The following is a 14,707-nucleotide window of genomic DNA, read 5'->3' as shown; positions in this document are numbered from 1 at the left end:
CTACTCCACTTCGATGTGCTCCGCCTCGCTTCGGCGCAGCGTCAGCATGAACCCGCGCACCTTCACCTCCAGCGGGTCTCCCAGCGGGGCGCGCCGCACCACCTCGACGGCGGTGCCGCGCATCAGCCCCATTTCCATCAGCCGGCGCAGCGCCTCGGGGTCGCCGCCCATCTTCGTCACCCGCCCGCGGTCGCCGGGAGACAGGTCCGACAGCTTCTTCACCCGTTCAGGAGGCCAGCGGAAGGACCTTGATGGACGACGCCAGGCCCTCTCCCAGCGCCAGCCGCGAGCCCTTTACCTCCAGCAGCATGCCGTTGCGCGAGTCGATCACCTGCACGCACGTGCCCTCGAACAGCCCCATGCCGCGCAGCCGGTGCGCGTCGTCGATGGGGCACTCCATCCGCAGCACCGACGCCTTGCAGCCGGTGGCGCAGGCGGCCAGCGGGCACTCGACGCACGGGGCCTCGGGGGCCGCCTTCTTCCGGAACAAGCGCGAGAGCATCAGCCAGCGTGTGTAGCTGCGGGTGAGAATCAGTTTCAACCGGCTGTCGAAGATAGGCACGGCCGGGCGGAAACGCAAGGCAGTGAGTGCGGGAGTGCGGGAGTGCGGGAGTGCGTGAGTGCGTGAGTGCGGCGGGGCGTCGCCAGCCGGTGCGCAGGATGGTGGTCCCGGTGCGGGGTGAACCCGCCGCTCGGACAGCGGCAAGCCCCGACACGGGACGTCGCCGTCCGATTCGGGGCTTCACCACGCGGGTGGTGGGGTGTGGACTCGAACACGGTCGCGCCAGCCGGTAACGGGAGCACGAAAGTCAGCCAGTCCGCGCAGGCGGACTTCGTGTTCTTGTTGCAGCGAATTTATTCGCCCGGCAGGGCCGAAGCTCCCAAGAATGCCGCTTGACCCTCGCCGCGCCTGCGGTGTACGATGCGCACACTGTAACCGCGGCTCGCGAGACACCTACTCTCGCACTCTCTGTAGTTCCGCACTCACGCACTAACGCACTTGTCCCTCGCCCGTCCCGTTGTCGCCGACCTCCGGCTGACCGGCACCCTCGTCTCCCAGTACTTCCGCTTCAGCTGCGACCGCCAGCTGCGGTGGGAGATGGTGCCGCGTGCCCTTCGCGGCGGCGAGGTGCCCGCGCCCAACGCCGATCCGACGCGCGGCCCGCTCGTCGGCCAGCGTCCCGGGATGGGGCTGCTGACGCAGGCGGGCCTCCGGTGGGAGCGGCACGCGCTGCAGCGGCTGATCGATCGCCACGGCGGCCGCGTACGGTTCGCGGGCCGCGACGAGCGGGGCACCGCCGCGCGGCTGCCGTACGACGCGCTTGTGGATGCGCTGCGCGATCCCGGCGACTGCCTGTGGCTCGTTCAGCCGGAACTTCGCATCGTGGATCGGGCAGCGTTCGCGGCGCGCTTCGGCTTCCCGGCCGAGGTGGAGATCGCGCCCGCCCAGCCGGACCTCGTGCGCATCGGACGGGACCGGCGCGGGCGGCTGATGCTGGGCGTGGCCGACATCAAGTGGAGCCGCGAGGGCACCCTGCAGCACTACGCGCAGGTGGCGTTCTACACGGTGCTGCTCGAGGAGATCTGCCGCGCGGAAGGGATCGATGCCGCGGTGGAGACGCGCTGGGGATGGCTGTGGACCCGCGGCTCGCGCGGTCCCAAGCGGTTCTCCCTGGCCGCGTACCGCCACCACGTCGAGAAATTCCTCCGCGACGAGCTGCCCCGCGTGGCCGCCGTCGCCCCGGCGGAGGTCGACTGGCACCTGCGTCCGCGCTGCACGTCGTGCACGTTCTTCCACCACTGCCGCGCCGAGGCGGACCGGGGCGACCGGCTCAGCCGCGTGGTGGGCCTGACGCCGCTCGCCGGGCGCGAGCTGAGGGCGCGCGGCATCCGCTCCGTCCGCGAGCTGCGCAAGGCCGAGTTCAGGAAGGGCGTCTACGCCGGCTGCCACGCCCTGGAATCCGCCGAAACCACCCTGAAGAAGCGGGTGCAGGCGCTGGACTATCAGAAACTGGTTCCGGCGGAGAAGCAGAGCTTTCGCATGCCGGTGGCCGAGCGCGTCCGCGTGCTGCTCTCCGCCGAGGGCGATCCGGTCAGCGGGACGGTGTTCGCACTGGGCCTGCGCGCCGGGCAGGGTGATTCGCTCCGCGGCGCTGCCGAAGTCTTCGTTTCCGCAGCGGGGACCGAGGCCGCCGAACGCGCGATGCTCGGCCGCTTCCTGCTGCGCGCCGGGGAGGTGGTCGCGCGGGCGGAGACGGAGCAGCGGGAGGATGGATTCCTCCCGGGGCGGGCGCCGCGGCCGGTGCACTTCTACTTGTGGGACCGCGGCGAGGCCGAGCTGCTGCGCGACTGCCTTCAGCGGCACCTGGGGGACCCCGGGACGCAGCCGGGGATGGCCGGCATCGCGCGCATCCTGTTTCCGGGCGACGCGGGCGCGGCCCCGCCGGGGACGGTGGTGCTGGACGTGGTCTCCGAGCTCTTCGCCCTGCCGGTGCCCTACGCCTGGGACTTGGCGGGGGTCTCCGGTGCGCTGACGCCCGTGGAAGCCGCGTGGACGCACGCTCCGCGTGGCGACTACGGCTGGCCGCTCAGCAGCCAGGTGGCGTTCGAGCGCATCCACAACGTGTGGAACGCGCGCCCGCACCGCGCCGGGGGAGCGGTCCAGGAGCCGGGTGAGGTGCGCGCCGAGATCGTCCGCACGGTGGAATCAAAATTGGCCGCTGTCGATTCGGTGATCCGCGCCATCCGCGACCATGCGGCCAAGCGGCGCGACCCCATGCTGCGGTTGGACGCGGGCTTCGGCGCGGCGGCGGACGGCGCGGGGCCCATCCAGAACCCCACACTGGAGCAGCTTCGCCTGTTCACCCTGGCCGAGGCGGCGGAGGAATCCGTGTCCATCCGCCAGCTTCACGCGCTGCCCACGGCGGACCGCGCGCGACGCTTCGAGTGTATCGCGGGGCTCAACAAGGTGCAGGTGCTGCCCAACGGCCACGCCGTCTTCGAGTTCGACGAGGCCTGCCGCGAGGCCAAGTTTCGCCCTGGCGACTTTGCCCTGGTGCTGACGAACGACGATGGGCGCACGCTGGCGGAAACGGATGTAAAGCCCTGGCTTCGCCGCAAGCTGATGGTGGAGCTGATCGACTACGACCTGGCCGCGTCGCCGCCCCGCGTGACACTGGCGTCGGACCTCACGTGGGAGAAGTTGGAGACGGACCGGCTGGCCAGGGCCCCGCTGCTGGACCTGGACCGCGTCTGCGTCCTGGACCGCGCCTCGGTAGACTTCAACACCCGCCGCGTGGTCGCCAGCCTTCGCGCCCTGGCCGACGGCGCGGGGCAGAGCGAGTTCGCGCTGGATGCGCTGCACGGAATCGTGCCGCCGGACTGGGTCGCTCCGCTGGACGCGGACGCGGGCTGGGCGGATGCGATCGCCCCGGCGCTAGCCAACCGCGGCTACGCGCTGAACGCCGAGCAGGAGGTGGCGTGGCGAGCGGTCTTCGAGCGTGCGGTCAGTGTCGTATGGGGTCCGCCGGGGACGGGAAAGACGTACCTGCTGGCGTGGATGCTCATCGGCATGGCGGCGGCGGCGCGCCGGGCGGGGCGCCCGCTGCGGATGCTGGTGACCGCCGCCACGCACCGCGCCATCGTCAACGTGCTGGCCACGGTGGCGCGGGAGCTCGAGTCGGCCGGGATCGAATCGCCCCTGCGCGCGGTCAAGCTGGCGGGACGGGGGAGCGAGGCGGACGAGGACCTGGCGGGGCTCGACGTCGACGTCATCCGCGACGACCATCTACCGAGGGAGCTGGACGCCGTGGCCGCAGACGGCATGCCCGTGGTCGTCGGCTCCACCGTGTGGTCGCTGTGGAAGCAGATGCGCGACATCAACCGCGCGGAGACGGAGAAGGAATCTGGCCCGGAGATCCCCATCCGCTCGCTGTTCGACGTGATCGTGATCGACGAGGCGTCGCAGATGAAGGTGCCGGACGCGCTCATCGCCCTGTCGTCCATCCGCCGCGGCGGGCGCGTGGTGCTGTGCGGCGACGACCGGCAGCTCGCGCCCATCCTGCACGGCAGCTATCCGCGCGAAGAGACGCTCTTCGGCTCGGCGTTCACCCACTTCGCGGGGCACTTCGGGCGGATTGCGCTGCGCGAAAGCCGCCGGATGAACCGCGCCCTGGTCCGCTGGCCTCGGCGCCTGTTCTATCCGGGCTTCGTGTCGATGGACCCCGACCGGCGACTCTCCCTCTCGACCGATGCGGCCCCGGCCGATCCGATGGACGCGCTGCTGTGGGACGTGTTCCTGCGGCCCGAGGACGCCGTCGTCTTCTGCTCGTACGAGGGATTTCGCGCCACCGTGCGCAACCCGTTCGAGGCGGGCCTCGTCGCCCGTATCGCTCGGCTGGCGCGCACGGGGATGATGGACCCGGGGACGGGCGATGCCTACACGGCCGAGCGCTTCCGGTCGCACGCGCTGGCCGTCATCGCCCCCCACCGCGCGCAGAACTCGGCGATCCTTGGCGAGCTGATCGCGGGCGGGTGGCCGCGCGACGAGCTGCCCGTGGTAGACACCGTCGAGCGGATGCAGGGGAACGAGCGCGAGCTGATCATGGTTTCGTACTCGGTGGCGGATCGCGAGTACGTCGAGCGTGAGGCGGAGTTCCTGTTGAACCCCAACCGTTTCAACGTGTCCATCACCAGGCCACGCGCCAAGCTGATCGTGTTCATGAGCGACGAGATCCTGCGCACCCTTCCGGGCGACGAGCAGGTGATGACGGATTCGATGGCCATCAAGGGCTATCCCGCGCACTTCCGGAGCGTACGGCAGCTGGAGATGCCCGCTCCCGACGGCACGCCCATACAGATGACGGTGAGGACGCGATCGCTTGCCTGTTCTTGATGCAGAAGCGGCCCCGGGCAGGGATGCCCGGGGCCGCTTCACGAACCGGTGCCGTCGCTCAGAAAGCGATGTTCAGCCCGATGCCGGCCGTGAAGTACTCCACGTCCAGCTCACTCTCCACCAGGCCGCCCAGGCCGGAAACCTCGGTGGCGTAGCGACGGTAGCCGACGCCGGGCGTAAGGCGGACGTTGCGGGCCAGGCTCAGCGCCAGGCCGCCGCCCACCTCGAAGCCGATGTCCTCGTCGATGCCATCGTCGTTGCCGCCGATCTCCAGCTGGTGGAACACCGCGCCAACGCCCACCCACGGCGCGACGCCCGCAAAGCGGGGCAGGGCGGTCGTCAGCCCGGCCGAGAATCCCTGGTCGATGGCGTCGGCGTTGTCGCCGTCCTCGCCCAGGTCGGTGCCGAAGCGCGTCTGGCTGAAGCTGCCGTACACGCCCAGCCCCGGCGAAATGCCGACGGACACGCCGCCGCTGAAGCTGTGCCCCTCTTCCATCACGTCGCCGAAGTCACCGGTGGGCGCCGCATAGTCCACGCGGCCCTCCAGCGAAAACGGAACCGGCGACTGGGCCGCCGCGTCACTCGCAACCACCGCCAAGGCCAGCGCTACGCCCGCGAACAAGCTCTTTCTCATCGTGCTTTCCACTACTGGTTGATGCCCGTCCGCCGACCGTTCGGCGGAGCGGATGTGCCCGCCCAGTTTGGCAAGCGATGGGCCGAAGTCGTTGGATGGTAACCAATTGCGAGGATTCACCAGCGTTTTCGGGAATCCGAGGCCGGATGTGGACATCCAGGCCGGCGCGGATGTGTCCGCCGAGAGGGACGGATGGCCGCCACGCGAGGTGACACCGCGCGTAAGTCGTTGCGCGGCAAGAGGATTGACAGCCGGGGCAGGGGCCGTTAGATTAGTGGCGTCGGTTGAAAATATGGGTCATGGGGCTGTCATGGTTTCGACGTGTATGGTGAAGCCGTGGCTGCGTGCCGAGGTGCTCGGAGCACTCGTTAAACCTCCGGGAAACGTGTAACCGCGAACGATAACTTCGCCCTGGCTGCGTAAGTAGAGTCTTAACGGCTCCTTACCTCCCGTTTGTCGGTCAGCCCCGCTAGTGGCGGGCCGATGAGCGTCGATAAAAGCTAGCTGGCCTGCGTTTGGCGCCGTGACGGCGCAGGCGAGACTTTCACGGCTGGTTCGCGATGGGCCTCTCTCTGGCCGATGAGCGAGCGAGGAGAAAGAAACAGGGGGATACGCACGTAGACGCTGCGGGGGATCTGTAGGCGGACGCGGGTTCGACTCCCGCCAGCTCCATAGTTGTACGCTACGCTGGACCGGGCAATCGCCTGGTCCGGCGTTTTGCGTATCCGGAAGTTCCGTTACGGTGATACGAGAAAGGCCGGGTCCAGCGATGTGCTGGGCCCGGCCTCTTTCGCTTCGGATCGCCACTGTCCTACGCGGCGATCGGGATCGCGCGTCGGGTGCCGGCCAGGCGGATCTCGCGGCAGCGCTCGGCCACCTCGGTGGCGCACAGGCGCTCGGCGGGGTTCAACGTGAGCAGCCGGTGCAAAAGCTGGTGCACCATTGGGATGCGGAAATCCGTGGTCCAGCGGCCCAGGTGGTGGTCGTGGGCGTCGTGCGGCGAGCGTCCGGCCCACTCTTCGGCCGGCGGGAGCACGAACCCGCCGGACAGCGCCTCGAACACCAGCCCGCCCAGCATGAACACGTCCGACGCGGGGGAGCCTGGGTCGCCCGCGTCCAGCTCCGGCGGGCGCCAGTGCCAGGCGCCGGACCGCACGGGGTCGCCCTCAGGCCGGTCCGCGAACCCCGCCACGTGCGCGATCCCGAAGTCGGCCAGCACGGGCGGGCCGCCCACGCAGTCCATCAGCAGGTTGCCCAAGTGCAGGTCGCGGTGCACGATGGGCTGCGGCCGCCCGTGCATGACGCAAAGGGTGCGGGCCAGGGACTCGGCGAAGCCCATCACCCTCGAAACGCGGCCACGGAAGCGCTCGGCGTAGCAGAAGGTGCTGCCGTCGAACCAGCGCGCGGCCGTCTCGTGCCGCCGCATCACCATCCACCCCTGCTCCGTGTTCGCCGTGGCCGACCCGTGGTCCAGCAGCCGCACCACGCCCGGGCACTCCGCCCGCGCCAGCGACTCCAGGGCCGCTACCTCGCGCTCCATCCGCCAGCGCTGCCCTTCGATCGAGAGGGGATGCCCCTCCAGCGCGGTCAGCCGCATCACCTTGGCCACGCCGCACTCGTCGTGGGGACGGTCCGCCGGCGCGACGACATACGTGTGCGCCTGCGCCCCACTGGAAAGCGGGCGCACGATCCGCCACCCCGGGATAAGGGGCGCGGCGAGGTTGATCAGGGTGCCAGGTGCGGTCAATTCAGGGCTCCTGCCCGGTGGTGCGTCTCGCGATCCGGGGGCGTTCGATGCTTGGCCAGGCTCCGGTACCCGCAGCGGGTGGGAGCGTGGCAATCTGGCCCGCGTTTCTGCCGTGGACTGCTGATGGGGTGGGGAATTGCGAAGGGGCGGCCTCGCGGGCCGCCCCTTGGGATCAATATACAACCGTTACGTTCGTCGCGGCAGTGTCTTCAGCGGCTCACGCAACGAGCGCCGCCGCTCTCCGCTTCCTCTTGCGAAGCGACTGAGGGACCGTCGTCTGCTCCTTCTCTACGACTTCGGCCTGCGGCAGCGCGGCAGCCTCTGCTTCGCTCACAGCCTTGTCCGCGAACAAGCGTTCGACTCGTACCCCGAGCGCGTTTGCGATGCGTGTGATGGTGAGCAGTGTTGGATTCGCGTCACTCCGCTCGATGTCCGTGATGCGCGGCTGGCTCAGGCCGGCGGCCTCCGCAAGCTGCTTCTGCGAGAGCCCTCGTTCCATGCGCAGCAGACAGACGTTGACCGCGAGGTCGATCTTAGGCAGCGATTCCGCCCAACTCGCAGCCACTTCGGGATCGCGCAGTTCGCGTTCGAGGTATTCTTCCCACGTAAGGTCGCCTTTCATCGTATCCCCTCCCGTGTAAGCCACTGTGCCCGCCGTGCCTCGGCACGCTTGATTTCCGCTGCCATCACCCGCTGCCTCTTGATTGATGCTTTGGAAACGCACGCCGTGAGTACGGCTGCACGGCCCGGTACGCCGGGAACAACGAAGAAGAGGCAGCGGAACGCCGGTCCGCTGCCGACGACTCGGATCTCCCAGATGTCATTCTCCAACTCAGCTATATCGCGATTCGAAGCCGAAGCCCTCCAGCCCTTCCGCTCCAAAGTGCGGATGCGCTCGCGAATGCGGCCACGCTGAGCCTCGTCGAGCCGCCGCAGGTCGGCATCGAACCACTCCGTTAGGACCACCCGCACGTCATCGTTCACGCCGCGCTCCCTAGTATACGTTATACCGTATCGCCGGTCAAGGCTCACGGGGAGCGAAACCGGACGGATGGGGGGACGCTATCCTCTGCTATTAGCTCGCGCTACGGGACTGAAGCCGCCACAGGTGGACAGGGGCGTGCGGGCGGTGGCGGGTGGGGAGGGAGGGTTGTTCCACGGACGAACGGCGGAGCGGGGCAGGGTTGGCAAAAACGGCGGGCGGGTGTATCTTGGTGGGCTCTGTACCTCCCGCCTGCCCGGGGCACCGGCGCAGGCGGGAATTCGGCTTATCCGAACGGCGGCGATAGCGTGTTCGACCAGCTCAGCGACAAGCTCGAAGGCGTACTGTCGGGCCTGCGGCAGCGCGGGGTTCTTACCGAGCCCATGATCCGCGAGGGACTTCGCGAGATCCGGCGCGTGCTGCTGGAGGCCGACGTGAACTTCCAAGTCACGCGCGACTTCATGAAGCGCGTGGAGGTGAAGGCGCTCGGTGAGCGGGTTCTGAAGTCCGTTTCTCCCGGCCAGCAGCTCGTGAAGATCGTTCACGAGGAGCTGACGTCCATGCTGGGCGACAAGAAGGCCTCGCTGACCATGTCGCCCATTCCGCCCACCGTCATCATGATGGTGGGGCTGCAGGGCTCCGGCAAAACGACCACGGCCGGCAAGATCGCGCGCAAGATGAAGCGCGAGATGCGCCAGACGCGGCTGGTGGCGTGCGACGTGTACCGCCCCGCCGCCGTCGAGCAGCTGCAGACGCTGGGCGAGCAGGTGGGCGTGCCCGTGTACGCCGAGCCGGGCTCGCAGGACGTGGTGGGGATCGCCCGCCGCGCGCTGGAGCTGGCCCGGAGCGAGCGCGACCGCGTGGTGATCTTCGACACCGCGGGCCGGCTGCAGATCGACGAGCAGCTGATGGACGAGCTTCGCCGCCTGAAGGCCGAGCTGAAGCCCGCCGAGATCCTGTTCGTGGCCGATGGCATGATCGGCCAGGAGTCGGTGAACGTCGCCAAGGGCTTCGACGAGGCGCTGGACGTGACCGGCGTGGTGCTGACCAAGATGGACGGCGACGCCCGCGGCGGCGCGGCCCTTTCCATCTTCGGCGTCACCGGCAAGCCCATCAAGTTCCTGGGCGTCGGCGAAAAGCTGGACGGGCTGGAGGAGTTCCACCCCGAGCGGATGGCCGGGCGCATCCTTCAGCAGGGCGACGTGGTCGCGCTGGTGGAAAAGGCGCAGAAGGCCTTCGACGCCGACGAGGCGGCCAAGCTGGAGCGCAAGGTGATGGGCGCCGGGCGCTTCGACCTGGACGACTTCCTGATGGCGCTGCGGCAGTTCCAGAACCTGGGCCCGCTGGAGAACTTCCTGAAGCTGCTGCCGGGCGTGAACAGCAAGATGCTGAAGAACGTCAAGGTCGATCCGCAGCGGATGAAGCACATCGAGGCCATCATCACCTCGATGACCAAGCAGGAGCGCAAGCGCCCCGAGATGCTGACCGGCTCGCGCCGCGCCCGCATCTCGCGCGGCTGCGGCCGCCCCGTGAGCGAGATCAACCGTCTCCTGGAGCAGTTCAAGGAGATGCAGAAGTTCATGAAGCAGATGAAGGGCCTGCAGGGCATGATGCCCAAGGGCGGAGGAATGCCCAGGCTGCCGTTCGGCGGCATGCCGAGGGCGTAGAGTGCGTAAGTGCGTGAGTGCGTTAGTGCGGAAGTAATCTGTTCCGCACTAACGCACTAACGCACTAACGCACTGGTTTTTGATCGTCCGGCCTGGGCAGACGCCGCCCGCCTGGACGCCACCCACCCCACGAGGGAGAACCATGGCGCTCAAGATCCGTCTTCGTCGCATGGGCCGTAAGAAGGCCCCGCACTACCGCATCGTCGTCGCCGAGAGCAGCACGGCCCGTGACGGCCGTTTCGTTGCCCGGGTTGGCCACTACAACCCGACGACCGAGCCCGCGACCCTCGTGGTCGACCGCGAAAAGGCGCTCGCCTGGATCGCCAAGGGCGCGCAGCCCACCGACACCGTGCAGTCGCTGCTCAAGAAGGCCGGCGTGTTCGAGCCCGCCCCCAACGTGGTCGAGCAGGCCGCCGAGGCGGTGACCGGCGCGGCCAAGAAGGCAGGCAAGTCTGTTTCGGGCGCGGCTTCGGCCGTGGCGGGCGCGGTGGCTTCGGCTGCCTCGGCGGTGGCTGGCGCGGCGGCTTCGGCTGGCGCGGCGGTTTCCGGCGCTGCGGCTTCGGCTGGCGCGGCGGTGTCGGACGCGGCTGCGTCCGCCGCCGCGGCGGTGAGCGACCGTGTTTCGGGTGGTGGCGATGACAACCAGGACGCGGCCCCGGCCGCTCCGGCGGCCTCCGCCGATGAGTCCGGCACCGTGGCCGTGGAGGCCGAGGCCACCGAGCCGACCGCCACCGCGACCGACCCGGGCACGCCCGACGCCTCGGCTGCCGAGACGCCGGTTGCCACGGACGCCGAGGCCACCGAGCCCGCGGCGGACGAGAACCAGGGCTGACCGCCGGCGCTCACATGGCCGGCGACGAGCCCGAGTTCCTGATCGTCGGGTCGGTTCAGAAGCCGCACGGCATCAAGGGCGAGCTGTTCGTCCGGCTGGAGACGGACCGCCCCGACGCGGCGTTCGCGGCGGGGCGCGTCCTGATCGTGGGCGACGCGCGCGGCAGGCCTTCCGACGACCGCCTGACCATCGAGCGGGCCCGCCCCTTCAAGGGCGGCATGCTGGTGAAGGCGCGGGAGCACGGCGGCCGGTCGCCCGCGCAGGACGAGCTGCGCGGCCGCTCACTGCTCATCGCCCGGGGCGACGCCGCGCCGCCGGAGGATGGCGAGGTGTTCTATCACCAGGTCTTGGGCCTGAGGGTGATCACCGAGGCCGAGGGCGAGGTGGGCACGGTGAGGGAGCTGTACGATGCGCCCTCGGGGCCGCTGCTGAGCGTGGCCCGCGAGGGGCGCGACGAGCTGCTGATCCCCTTCGTGCGGGAGATGATCCGCCGGATCGATCCCGCCGAGGGCGTGCTGGAGCTGGACCTGCCCGTGGGGCTGCTGGAGCTGTGATGCGCGTGAACGTGGTCACGCTCTTCCCCGACTTCTTCCAGGGGCCGCTGGGGCTGAGCATTCCCGCCCGGGCGGCGGCGGCGGGGCTGGTGAGCTACAACCTTGTGCAGCTGCGGGATTTCACCCACGACCGCCACCAGACGGTGGACGACCTGCCCTACGGCGGCGGCGCGGGGATGGTGATGAAGCCCGAGCCGTTCTGGGAGGCGATCGAGTCGCTGGCGCCGGAGGGGCGGGACAGGCCGCAAGGCCCCATCCTGCTGATGTCGGCGCGGGGCAGGCGGTTCGGCCACGAGGACGCGGTTCGGCTTTCGCTCGCGGACGAGATCACCCTTCTCTGCGGGCACTACAAGGACGTGGACCATCGCGTGGCCGAGCACCTGGCCACGGAAGAGGTGTCGCTGGGAGACTTCATCGTTTCCGGCGGCGAGATCCCGGCCCTGGCCGTGATCGACGCGGTGGTGAGGCTGCTGCCGGGCGCCATCTCCGACCACGAGTCGGCGTCCACCGACAGCCACTACGACGGCTCGCTCAGCGCGCCTTCGTATACGCGGCCCGCGGAATATCGCGGGCTGAAGGTGCCCGAGATCCTTCTTTCGGGCGACCATGCCAGAATCGCCGCCTGGCGGCGCGAGAAGGCCGAAAGCCTGACGCGCGAGCGGCGTCCGGACCTCTGGGAGGCCCCGGATCACAGTTGATGTTGGGTACGATGGCCGGACCCGTTCCGGACGGCCCAACCTCTCCACTTATTCAGAGAAAGACCGAGGACCCATGCATCCGTTCATCGAGACCCAGAAGGAATATCTTCGCTCCGACATGCCCCAGTTCCGCCCGGGCGACACGCTGCGCGTGAACGTGCGCGTGCGCGAGGGTGAAAAGGAGCGCATCCAGGCATTCGAGGGCGTCTGCATCGCGCGCAAGCACGGCGGCATCCAGGAGACCTTCAAGGTCCGCAAGATCTCGGGCGGCGTCGGCGTGGAGCGCACGTTCCCGCTGCACTCGCCCATGATCGGCAGCCTGGAAGTGGTCCGCTTCGGACGCGTGCGCCGCGCCAAGCTGTACTACCTGCGCAACCTGCGCGGCAAGGCCGCCCGCATCCGCGAGCGCCGCGTGGCCCGCTGAGGCGGACCCCAGGGCTGCAGACACCGCGGGGCGCATCCGGACTTCCGGATGCGCCCCGCGGCGCGTTCGGGCCCGGCGCGACGGCCCGAAACCGTCGGCGGCGGACCGTTCATTCTCCGGGTATCTTGCAGCAGCGCAACGAGTTGCGGAAATTCGCAGCCTGCGTTAGTTTTGAAGTCCTCCTCCGCTCCACCGCTTCCGGAGACCATCCCGATGCCGACCGCCCTCCCGCGTTCGCCGCGCCTGCAGCGCGCGGTACCGCTCCTGGCCTTTGCCACGCTGTTCCTTGCCTCGTGCAGCGACGAGTCGCCCGTGGCGGCCACGCCGGAACCCGCGACTGGCCCCAGCTTGTACGTGAGCGGGGGAACCGTCGGCTACCTGGGTACCCTGGGCGGAGGCTCCAGCCACCCGTACGACATGAACGACGCCGGGTACGTGGTGGGCGCCTCGGACGTGGGCGGCGGCCGGAACCACGCGTTCCTTCACTCGCCCGCGGGCGGCATGCAGGACCTGGGCACGTTCGGCAACGCGCCGGGCCGCGCCAGCGAGGCGCGCGCCATCAACCGCGCCGGGCTGGTCACCGGCCATTCGCAGCTGGCCGAGCTCACGGAGTTCGGCTGGGCCGCCTCCCACGCGTTCCGCTGGAGGCCTTCGGGGGGCATGGAAGACCTGGGCACCCTGGGCGGGTTCTTCAGCGGCGGCACCGACATCAACAACGCGGGCCAGGTGGTGGGCTGGGCGGAGCTGCCGCGCACCGAGGACGGCGAGGACCTGCGCCGCGCGTTCATCCACTCGCCCGGCGGCGCGATGGTGAACCTGGGCACCTTCGGCGGGAGGGAGAGCTTCGCCGTGGCGGTCAACAACACGGGAGTGGTAGTGGGATGGGCGAACGCCGCCGACGGCGTGAAGCGCGCGTTCCGGTGGACCGCCGGCGGAGGCCTGCAGGACCTGGGCTCGGCGCCGGGCGTGGCGAGCGAGGCCGTCGACGTCAACGACGCGGGGCAGGTGCTGGTAAGCGACGGCCAGCTGGGGGCCGTGATCCACTCACCCGGGGCCCCGCCGCGTGTGATCACGCATCCCGGCGGCTACGCCATCCGGCCCGTCGCCATCAACTCGCGCGGCGAGATCGCGGGATGGCTGTACATGGGCGGCGCGGAGCGCGCGGTCCGCTGGACTCCGGCCGGCGGCGTGCAGGACCTGGGAACCCTGGGCGGCTCACGGGCGGCGGCGAGGGACATCAACGACGGCGGCGACGTGACCGGCTGGTCGTGGACCTCCTCGACCAGCACCCGCGCGTTCATCTGGACGCAGGGCGGCGGGATGCGCGAGCTGGCCGGCACGGCTGACTACTACGGCGTTCCCGCCCACCACGGACTGATCATCAACAACAGCCGCCAGGTCGCCGGGACGGGGCGCAACCAGGCCATCCGGTGGGCCCCCGTCTGGACGGAGACAGCCCCGGAGATCACCTCCATCTCCCCCTACCTGGCCTACGAAGGCGCGGCGGTGCGGTTTACGCCCGCCATCAGCAACGTCGACGGCGACAAGCTGACGTACGAGTGGACCTTCGGCGACGGGACCACCTCGAACGTGCCTGCCCCGAGCAAGCGGTACGACGACAACGGGCTCTACGAGGTCCGGCTGATCGTTCGCGATCCCGGCGGGCTGGCGGACACGGCCACGGCCACGGCCGAAGTTCGCAACGCCCGCCCCTGGGGAGGCTTCTACATGCCCGGCGCGGCGGTCGAGGGACGCCCGTTCACCCTCGGCTTCGGCTCGGTGGCGGATCAGGGGATCACCGACCGCGCGTCGCTGACCGTGGCCATCAACTGCGGCAGCGGCTTCGGAGCCTACTCGTCGTCGCTCACGGGCACCTGTCAGGGGCGCCCCGACCAGGGGACCGTGACGGTGAAGGCGCGCGTGAAGGACAAGGACGGGGCCATCCGCGAGTACAGCGGCGAGCTCGCCGTTTCCAACGCGGTGCCCGTCGCCCAGCTCACCGCGACGAGCCCGACGACCATTGCGCCGGGCGGCAGCGTGGCGTTCGACGCTAGCTTCACCGACTACGGCACGCTGGACGGCCCCTGGAGCTGGCGAATCACCTGGGGTGACGGCGCGGTCACCGCCTGGACCGGCGCCAGTGCGCAGGGCGCGCTTCCGGCCCAGGGCCACGCCTACGCGGCGCCGGGCACGTACACGGCCCGGCTGTGGGTGGTAGACAAGGACGGGGCGCAGCACGGGTCTACGCGGGTTACGATCACCGTGCAGTGATGCG

The 14,707-nt window shown here is 69.8% G+C and carries 13 protein-coding genes and 1 other RNA gene; 8 read left to right on the top strand and 6 right to left on the bottom strand.

Going from position 1 to position 14,707, the window contains the following annotated elements:
- Complete coding sequence (locus tag VF632_RS04380; RefSeq protein WP_331021635.1) at positions 1-222, bottom strand: FeoA family protein; 222 nt, start codon at positions 220-222, stop codon at positions 1-3.
- Positions 223-226: 4 nt separating this feature from the next.
- Positions 227-541, bottom strand: a complete 315-nt coding sequence (locus VF632_RS04375) for a FeoA family protein (RefSeq protein WP_331021634.1) — start codon at positions 539-541, stop codon at positions 227-229.
- 459 nt (positions 542-1,000) lie between these two features.
- On the opposite strand from VF632_RS04375, the gene VF632_RS04370 reads away from it, so the two are divergent.
- A complete protein-coding gene (locus VF632_RS04370; protein ID WP_331021633.1) occupies positions 1,001-4,894 on the top strand; it encodes a bifunctional RecB family nuclease/DEAD/DEAH box helicase in 3,894 nt (1,297 codons plus the stop codon).
- A gap of 58 nt (positions 4,895-4,952) precedes the next feature.
- Here the strand turns inward: VF632_RS04370 and VF632_RS04365 are convergent, their stop codons facing one another.
- Positions 4,953-5,528, bottom strand: coding sequence for an outer membrane beta-barrel protein (locus tag VF632_RS04365; protein WP_331021632.1), 576 nt, complete (start codon positions 5,526-5,528; stop codon positions 4,953-4,955).
- A 301-nt stretch (positions 5,529-5,829) separates the two neighbouring features.
- Between VF632_RS04365 and ssrA the strand changes: the two genes are divergently transcribed.
- Positions 5,830-6,203: a transfer-messenger RNA gene (gene ssrA, locus VF632_RS04360) on the top strand.
- 136 nt (positions 6,204-6,339) lie between these two features.
- Here ssrA and VF632_RS04355 read toward each other — a convergent pair.
- From VF632_RS04355 to VF632_RS04345, 3 genes are all read right to left on the bottom strand, one after another.
- The gene (locus VF632_RS04355; RefSeq protein WP_331021631.1) at positions 6,340-7,275 is read right to left on the bottom strand and encodes a protein kinase domain-containing protein; all 936 of its coding nucleotides are present in this window, start codon (positions 7,273-7,275) and stop codon (positions 6,340-6,342) included.
- 217 nt (positions 7,276-7,492) lie between these two features.
- Positions 7,493-7,897, bottom strand: coding sequence for a helix-turn-helix transcriptional regulator (locus VF632_RS04350; RefSeq protein ID WP_331021630.1), 405 nt, complete (start codon positions 7,895-7,897; stop codon positions 7,493-7,495).
- On the bottom strand, positions 7,894-8,259 hold the full coding sequence (locus VF632_RS04345; protein ID WP_331021629.1) for a type II toxin-antitoxin system RelE/ParE family toxin: 366 nt from the start codon (positions 8,257-8,259) through the stop codon (positions 7,894-7,896). The genes VF632_RS04350 and VF632_RS04345 overlap by 4 nt, the downstream gene beginning before the upstream one ends.
- A gap of 306 nt (positions 8,260-8,565) precedes the next feature.
- On the opposite strand from VF632_RS04345, the gene ffh reads away from it, so the two are divergent.
- The 6 genes from ffh (at position 8,566) to VF632_RS04315 (ending at position 14,703) form a co-directional block, all read left to right on the top strand.
- Positions 8,566-9,924, top strand: a complete 1,359-nt coding sequence (ffh, locus tag VF632_RS04340; protein WP_331021628.1) for a signal recognition particle protein — start codon at positions 8,566-8,568, stop codon at positions 9,922-9,924.
- A gap of 142 nt (positions 9,925-10,066) precedes the next feature.
- Positions 10,067-10,756 (top strand): 30S ribosomal protein S16, encoded by a 690-nt coding sequence (gene rpsP / locus VF632_RS04335; protein WP_331021627.1) that lies wholly within the window; start codon positions 10,067-10,069, stop codon positions 10,754-10,756.
- Between the two features lie 14 nt (positions 10,757-10,770).
- The gene (gene rimM / locus VF632_RS04330) at positions 10,771-11,310 is read left to right on the top strand and encodes a ribosome maturation factor RimM (RefSeq protein WP_331021626.1); all 540 of its coding nucleotides are present in this window, start codon (positions 10,771-10,773) and stop codon (positions 11,308-11,310) included.
- Entirely contained in the window at positions 11,310-12,008 is a 699-nt protein-coding gene (gene trmD / locus VF632_RS04325) for a tRNA (guanosine(37)-N1)-methyltransferase TrmD (RefSeq protein WP_331021625.1), read from the top strand. The genes rimM and trmD overlap by 1 nt, the downstream gene beginning before the upstream one ends.
- A gap of 73 nt (positions 12,009-12,081) precedes the next feature.
- Entirely contained in the window at positions 12,082-12,432 is a 351-nt protein-coding gene (gene rplS, locus VF632_RS04320; protein ID WP_331021624.1) for a 50S ribosomal protein L19, read from the top strand.
- 213 nt (positions 12,433-12,645) lie between these two features.
- Positions 12,646-14,703 carry a PKD domain-containing protein gene (locus VF632_RS04315; protein ID WP_331021623.1) on the top strand — a complete coding sequence of 686 codons (2,058 nt, stop codon included), beginning with the start codon at positions 12,646-12,648 and terminating at the stop codon, positions 14,701-14,703.
- The last annotated feature ends 4 nt before the right edge of the window (positions 14,704-14,707 follow it).

Origin of the sequence: Longimicrobium sp., from assembly GCF_036388275.1 — a bacterium.
Taxonomy (GTDB): domain Bacteria; phylum Gemmatimonadota; class Gemmatimonadetes; order Longimicrobiales; family Longimicrobiaceae; genus Longimicrobium.
This window is presented reverse-complemented; position numbering and strand designations above follow the sequence as displayed.

Excerpts from the sequence above, each read along its gene's own strand:
- VF632_RS04365 (WP_331021632.1), bottom strand. The coding sequence starts at position 5,528 with ATGAGAAAGAGCTTGTTCGCGGGCGTAGCGCTGGCCTTGGCGGTGGTT.
- VF632_RS04350 (WP_331021630.1), bottom strand. The coding sequence starts at position 7,897 with ATGAAAGGCGACCTTACGTGGGAAGAATACCTCGAACGCGAACTGCGC.
- rpsP (WP_331021627.1), top strand. The coding sequence starts at position 10,067 with ATGGCGCTCAAGATCCGTCTTCGTCGCATGGGCCGTAAGAAGGCCCCG.
- rimM (WP_331021626.1), top strand. The coding sequence starts at position 10,771 with ATGGCCGGCGACGAGCCCGAGTTCCTGATCGTCGGGTCGGTTCAGAAG.
- trmD (WP_331021625.1), top strand. The coding sequence starts at position 11,310 with ATGCGCGTGAACGTGGTCACGCTCTTCCCCGACTTCTTCCAGGGGCCG.
- rplS (WP_331021624.1), top strand. The coding sequence starts at position 12,082 with ATGCATCCGTTCATCGAGACCCAGAAGGAATATCTTCGCTCCGACATG.
- VF632_RS04315 (WP_331021623.1), top strand. The coding sequence starts at position 12,646 with ATGCCGACCGCCCTCCCGCGTTCGCCGCGCCTGCAGCGCGCGGTACCG.